Origin of the sequence: Sphaerochaeta sp., from assembly GCA_022482495.1 — a bacterium.
GTDB lineage: Bacteria > Spirochaetota > Spirochaetia > Sphaerochaetales > Sphaerochaetaceae > RUG023.
Genome location: JAKVPA010000006.1, coordinates 130684 through 137500, shown reverse-complemented (window position 1 = coordinate 137500; position 6817 = coordinate 130684). Strand labels below are relative to the sequence as shown.

Below are 6817 nucleotides of genomic sequence, written 5' to 3'. Positions count from 1 at the left end.
TGATTCCGAACAACGCTCGCCCCCTACGTGTTACCGCGGCTGCTGGCACGTAGTTAGCCGGGGCTTATTCCCGTGGTCACGTCACCCCGCACCCATTCCCTGGCACGGCTCTTCACCCCACGGAAAAGGACTTTACAACCTCACGGCCTCCATCGTCCACGCGGCGTCGCTCCGTCAGGCTTTCGCCCATTGCGGAAGATCCTTAGCTGCTGCCTCCCGTAGGAGTCTGGGCCGTTCTCAGTCCCAATGTGGCCGTCCACCCTCTCAGGCCGGCTACCCGTCGTCGCCACGGTGGGCCTTCACCCCGCCGTCTAGCTGATGGGACGCAGACCCGTCCCCCGGCGCCGCCGCAGCGGCTTTCCCCCGGAGCGCCTTCGCTCCCCGGGTCGTATCCGGTATTATCCGCAGTTTCCCGCGGCTATCCCCGTCCGGAGGGTCGGTTGTCCACGCGTTACTCACCCGTCCGCCGCTCTCGCCGCATCGCTGCGGCTGCCGCCCGACTTGCATGCTTAAGACGCGCCGCCAGCGTTCGTTCTGAGCCAGGATCGAACTCTCCGTCATTGAAACCCGGCGCAGCCCTCGCGGGCACGCCGGAAATCTCTGCTTCAAATCCTCCCCAGTCCCTCAAACAAACACCAACGTTCTCTACTCGATCCCGTTTTCTGTTCGTATCTGAATTGACCAAGGGGTGCGCCCTCTCGGCGCGCCCGCTTCTGATTCTCTCTTCCCTCTTCCCCTCTCGCTCTTCTGTAAAAAACCTGCATCGTGTTTCCACTTTGCGAAGCGCTCCTTTCGAAGCGCTCAGCAATAGTACTCCAAGCCGCATACTTCGTCAAGCGGATTGCGAACGATTTTTTCCTCAAATTCCCGCATTCCGTGCGTCAGAGGCCATTTTTGTCCGTTCAACTCGTTCTCTGACCGGATGTTAGGCCGCGTTCAAGAACAATCTTTCCCCCATTTGAAGGTAAGGAACTCCAGGTCGCTGGCAAGCCGGGTAAGCGTGTTTTGCAACTGAACGGCATCCTTGGGCTGGATGTTTTTCTGGTTTGCCGCATCCTGCAACCGATGGAGCACTCCTTCGAACGTACGATGCTGCTTGTCCAACTCGGACACCGCGGCAAGCAGATCGCGATAGTACGGCAACTCCGTCTCGTCCACAGCCTTGCCACTGGGGAACGAAGCCTCATCCAGCAAGTCATAGTGTTCCATGGGAAGCGGAGCATAGCTCTTCATCCCCAAGTTGGTCTGTACATAATAGGAGAAGGCTTCCGCCGTCTCATCCTCTCCATGGTTGACGAACACCATCCGCGGCTTGGTCTTGAACGCCTTCAGCCAGGCGACCAGACCATCCCGGTCAGCGTGCCCGCTGATCCCTTCCAGATTCCGGATCTCGCAGTTCACATCCACCTGTTCGCCGAACAGCGTCACATGCCGCGCTCCATCCAGGATGGAACGCCCCAAAGTCCCTTGTGCCTGGAAGCCTGAGAACACCACCGTGCACTCTTTTCTCCAGAGGTTGTGCTTGAGATGATGGCGGATACGCCCCGCCTCACACATGCCGCTGGAACTGATGATCACGCACGGCTCCTTGCGGCTGTTCAGCATCTTGGAATCCGCCACGTCGGTGATGGCCACCAGGGAGGGGAACGTCAACGGGTTGACCCCTTTGTTCACCAGTTCCATCGCTTCGGAATCGAAGTATCCTTCCACATTGGCGGCGAACACGCCGGTCGCCTTGACGGAAAGGGGGCTGTCGACGAACACCGGGATTCCTGGATACTCTGGGCAGAGGTGTTCGAAGTTGATCAACCGGAACAGATACAGAATCTCCTGTGTCCGGCCGACGGCGAACGCCGGGATGATCACATTGCCGCCACGACCGAACGTCCGCCTGACGATCTCAGCGAGTTCCTTGGCACGGACGATGTTCGGGACATTGTGCCCCACCGCCCCGGGAGGCAGTTGGTGGAGCCGGTCCCCATAGGTCGATTCAATCATCACGTAATCGGCATCATCCAGATAGTGGGGATCTTTGATCAACGGCTGGTCGAAATTTCCCACGTCCCCGCTGAACACCATCTTCCGTTTCTGTCCCTGTTCTTCCAGCCATACCTCAATGGAGGCGCTCCCCAACAGGTGCCCGGCATCAACAAACCGGAACCGTACGCCGCCTCCCAGATCCTGCAACTGCCCATATTCACTTTCCCGAAAACAGGACATCACCTGGGCGGCATCCTCGGCGGTGTAGATCGGTTCTACCCGTTGCCCACCGCCGCGCATCGCCTTGCGGTCACGCCATTCCGCTTCCATCTCCTGGATGTGGCCGCTGTCCGCCAGCATGATCTCGCAGAGATCCGCCGTGGCTTCTGTCGACCAGATGGCGCCACGAAAGCCTTCCTTATACAACAGCGGAAGCCAACCACTATGGTCGATATGAGCGTGCGTGAGGAGCACCGCATCGATCATCGCCGCGCGGAAGGGAAGCTGGTCGCCCATGTCCCTCTCGTCATTCCCCTGGGGCATGCCACAGTCGATCAGAATCCGTTTTCCCCCACATTCCAGCAACGTGCAGCTGCCGGTCACATGTCTCGCCGCTCCAATGAAAGTTATCTGCATAGCCGTTCCTTTCTTTCCAGTATACAACACGAGACCCCCAACCGTCGGTGTATTTCATCGTTTTTCTTCAGAAAAACAAAGAAGGATTGCGCACAGGGGGTGTGTGAGGTATGATAAGGAAGGTTTCTGGTAGGAGGAAACGTGATGGACGCGAACACGTCGCGGGTGTTGGATCTCCGCATTGAATCGACCATCAAGGCATTGGAGAAAAACCATATGCGCGGGGAATATCTCCCCAAAAAGGAAGATGTCGTTCCCCGACTGAAGGAGTTGATCGCCCCTGGCGCTTCCTGCGCCGTCGGTGGTTCGCAGTCACTCTCGGAATGCGGGGTTCTGGAGTTGCTTCGAAATGGTGCCTATACGTTCTACGACCGGTACGCGCCAGGATTGGATCAGACAGGGGTACGAAAAGTCTTTCTGCAAAGCTTTGACGCTGATGTGTATCTTGCCAGCGCCAATGCCGTCACGGAACATGGGGAACTGTACTGCGTGGACAACACGGGAAACCGGGTCGCCGCCATGCTGTACGGACCGAAACAGGTCATTCTGATCGTCTCGACGGACAAAATCGTCCCGGATCTTGCGGCTGCCGTTGTCAGGGTAAAGCGTTTGGCGGGTCCCGCAAACGCCATCCGACTGAAGCGGAATACGTTCTGCACCTCCGCGGGGCACTGCATGCGCGATGTGTGTGATGACCACCATCTGATGGCCCTCCCCGCTGGCGCGTGCCCCGAAACGGTCTGCAGCGATGCCGTGGTGTTCTCCAACCAGAGGACGGACGGCCGCATCAGGGTGTTGTTTGTCGGTCAATCCATTGGATATTGAAAGGAGTCTGCTATGGTGCATGATTTTACGTATTACACACCCACCAAAGTGGTGTTCGGGAAAGACGCGACCGAAAAGGTCGGTCTTCTGGCAAAAGAATTCGGCGCGAAGAAAGTGCTGGTCCATTTCGGTTCGCATCACGCGAAGAAAAGCGGTTTGATCGATCGTGTGGAGAAGCTTCTTGCAAAGGAAGGAATCGACTACGTCGAACTTGGCGGTGTCGTTCCTAATCCCCGGTTGAGCAAAATTCATGAAGGATTGGAACTGTGCCGCAAGGAACATGTGGATTTCCTGTTGGCCGTTGGTGGTGGTTCGGTGATCGACAGCTGCAAGGCGATCGGGTACGGTCTTGCCAACGGAGGCGAGCCGTGGGACTTCTACTGTGGCAAACGGGTTCCCGCCGCATGCGCACCGATCGGCGCCGTGCTGACCATTTCCGCAGCCGGATCAGAAATGAGTGATTCCAGCGTGGTGACCAACGAGGAAGGCATGCTGAAGCGTGGATGCAACAGCGACACCTGCCGGTGCAAGTTTGCCATCGAGGATCCGCTCCTTACCTTGACACTGCCTCAATACCAGACGATGTGCGGGTGCACCGACATCATGATGCATACGATGGAGCGGTATTTCGTCCACGACTCGATGCATCTGACCGATGAGATCGCCATGGGGTTGCTCCGCACCGTCCGGGATGCCGCGTTGGTGCTGAAGGATCATCCGGACGATTATGACGCCCGGGCCAATGTGATGTTCGCCTCTTCCCTGTCGCACAACGGACTGACCGCCGCCGGCAATGAGAACAAAGGCGACTGGGCCTGCCATCAGCTTGAGCATGAGGTGGGAGGCATGTTTGATGTCGCCCATGGCGCGGGGCTCGCAGCCGTCTGGCCTTCCTGGGCACGGTTCGTCTCTCCTGAGGATCCACAACGCTTCATCTCCTTTGGTGAGGGTCTGTTCGGTCTGAAACCGACAGGCAACGCTGCCGCGGATGTGGAAGCGACCGTCAAGGCGATGGAATCCTTCTACCGTTCCATCGGCATGCCGACCAACCTGAAGGAGTTGGGCGTCACTCCGACCGAAGCGCAGATCGATGAACTGGCCGTGAAATGCACCTTCTTCGGAAAGCGTACCATCGGCAACTTCAAGAAACTGGGCAAAGAAGAGATCAAGCACATCTACGAGATGGCGAAATAACGATATCCCCAACAACGGAAACGGGTTGGCTGTGACGGCCAACCCGTTCTTTTTGTCCGTTGAAGGACATCTTTTGACAGATTCCAATCCATCAAAAATCCGTTAGCCGCACTACTCTGAACATAGTACACAACAAGATGGGCAATTGGCCCTACCTCGTTCCTGCTTTGTACCCGAATTCTACGTTGCGTATCGCTGTTTTCCCCCATTTTCTTGCGGTTTTTCGGTCTGTCATGCCAAAACCTTTGACAGAAACAGCCTCGGTATTATGTCAGAATGTGGGAAGTAGCGCCAGAAACACCAGAACATTTTCCCTTGGCCGGATGCCTTGGACATATCACACAACTCTAGGGAAAACATGCACAACCTCATTCCTACCTTGCACCCGAATTCTGCGCGGTTTCTTGCAATTTTCCCCAGTTTTCTTGTGTATTATCGTTCTGACAGGGCAAAACGTCTGACATCAAAGAGTTCTGCCGTATGTATGAGGCTGCAACAGGCCAGAAAAAACCCCCGGAAGAACGTATCCGGGGGCGATAATCCTCTTAATCCATGAACAAGCGGTAGACCTCATCAGGTTGTTTGGCCTGCTCAAGCAAACGGCGGAACAACGGGGAGGAGCAGGTGCGCGCGATGGACGCCAGCAACTCGACATGGGCCGAGGCGGCATCCTCAGGTGCCAGAACCAGGAAGAACATCCTGCTCTTCTCACCATCCGGACTACCGAAATCGATGGGAATTCGGGAGATGCCAATGACCAGACGGATCGCCTTGACGGATGTCGTCTTGGCATGGGGGATGCAAATCCCTTTTCCGATTCCGGTGGACCCCAGCTCTTCCCGTTTCAACACGGCATCCAGCACCGTCTTCCGTTGCTCTGGGGTGTATTTCTTGGCTTTCGCAAGCACGTCGACAAGCTCTGTGATGATCCCCAACTTGTCGGTGGATTCCAAAGGCACTTTGATCAAATCTTTGTCAATCACATCAGCAATATTCATCCTCACGCTCCTTGGCTTTCAAAAGCCTCCCAAATATCCTCATCATCACGAACCACCAGTACCGGACAAGGTGCGACACGCATCATACGATCTGTTTCCGAGGCAAGTTCCTCACGTCGGCTCCGGACATCGGATACGCCACCCAGCACAAACAGGTCGGCATGGCGTTCCTTCAGCAGATTCATCATCTCCACGTTGACCGTTCCTTCCCGCTTGACCGTTTCAATCGGCACATCCTTCTGTTTCGCCAGACGCTCGGCGTGACGCAGATAACGGTCGGCGTCACTTTGCAGATCCCGTTGGTATTCCTCCCGCTCGACATCCACGAAGATGCCGGCGCGGACCAGTTCCCCCAACGCCTTGGTGTTGACCACCGAAGCGGCGATCAAATGGGCCTCGTTCTGTTTGGCGAGCAGAATCGCGTACATGATGGCGGAAAGGGCTCCCTCGGAACCATCCACATACACGACAATCGTCTTAAACGGCACTCCCATGATGAGATCCTCCTTGCGTATCCTGGACAACATGAGCGACAAGCAGCTTCCTCGCGGGATCTGCAGTCATTTTCGCTTTCTCCATCCGGTCCTTCACCACTTTCATCAGGATGAAGTTCTCCCGTTCCTGTTCCTCAATGCGGCCACGCATGAAGACGATCATCTCATGTTCATTGGGGATGACAATCTTCTCCAACGCGTTGACCTTTCGGATCGTCTTCTTCACTTCCCGGGCAAGACGCATGATGGAAACCTTCAACTCAGCCAAACGCCCCATCAGTTCCAGCGCTTGCCGGAACTTGGCGATGGTCAGTTCACTGATGATCGAGGTTCCTTCACTGGAAAAGTACGGACTGTGGTCAGTGAAGGATGTCTCCACCTTGGGAAGCCGCACACCCATCACCTTCCGCGATCCCATCTCGATGGAATAATCGATGTTGACCGCTCCAGACAGGTTGGCGACTTTCAGACGTCCCATGTGCATGATCGATTTGGACAGGCTTTCATTGGCTTGCACCAACGCTTCCTGCACCCTGTTTTGATAATCGACTGCCTGGTCGACCAGCGTGAGAAGCTCCACCACGAGGATGGAACGCTTCTGGTCGAGCAGTTCATGCCCCAGCTGGGCGAACTTCAGGTCGTCGGTCAGTTTCAGCAGGTTGCTCCGTGTCGGAGCCATCGTCATCTGCA

The 6817-nt window shown here is 56.2% G+C and carries 6 protein-coding genes and 1 rRNA gene (1 of these 7 cut by a window edge); 2 read left to right on the top strand and 5 right to left on the bottom strand.

Annotated features, from left to right (window positions below; genetic code table 11):
• Together LKE28_08300 and LKE28_08295 are read right to left on the bottom strand one after the other, a co-directional pair.
• Window positions 1-561 (bottom strand): 16S ribosomal RNA (locus tag LKE28_08300) (it extends 977 nt beyond the left edge of the window).
• A gap of 375 nt (window positions 562-936) precedes the next feature.
• The gene (locus LKE28_08295) at window positions 937-2616 is read right to left on the bottom strand and encodes an MBL fold metallo-hydrolase (protein ID MCH3908226.1); all 1680 of its coding nucleotides are present in this window, start codon (window positions 2614-2616) and stop codon (window positions 937-939) included.
• 144 nt (window positions 2617-2760) lie between these two features.
• Between LKE28_08295 and LKE28_08290 the strand changes: the two genes are divergently transcribed.
• Entirely contained in the window at window positions 2761-3441 is a 681-nt protein-coding gene (locus LKE28_08290) for a lactate utilization protein (protein MCH3908225.1), read from the top strand.
• A 12-nt stretch (window positions 3442-3453) separates the two neighbouring features.
• A complete protein-coding gene (locus tag LKE28_08285; GenBank protein ID MCH3908224.1) occupies window positions 3454-4635 on the top strand; it encodes an iron-containing alcohol dehydrogenase in 1182 nt (393 codons plus the stop codon).
• Window positions 4636-5180: 545 nt separating this feature from the next.
• On the opposite strand, the gene LKE28_08280 is transcribed toward LKE28_08285, so the two are convergent.
• The 3 genes from LKE28_08280 to LKE28_08270 are packed head-to-tail and all read right to left on the bottom strand — an operon-like array spanning window position 5181 to window position 6812.
• Window positions 5181-5633, bottom strand: coding sequence for a PTS sugar transporter subunit IIA (locus tag LKE28_08280; GenBank protein ID MCH3908223.1), 453 nt, complete (start codon window positions 5631-5633; stop codon window positions 5181-5183).
• Between the two features lie 2 nt (window positions 5634-5635).
• The gene (locus LKE28_08275) at window positions 5636-6127 is read right to left on the bottom strand and encodes a universal stress protein (protein MCH3908222.1); all 492 of its coding nucleotides are present in this window, start codon (window positions 6125-6127) and stop codon (window positions 5636-5638) included.
• Window positions 6111-6812, bottom strand: a complete 702-nt coding sequence (locus LKE28_08270; protein MCH3908221.1) for a V-type ATP synthase subunit D — start codon at window positions 6810-6812, stop codon at window positions 6111-6113. Before LKE28_08270 ends, LKE28_08275 begins: the two co-directional genes overlap by 17 nt.
• Window positions 6813-6817: the final 5 nt, after the last annotated feature.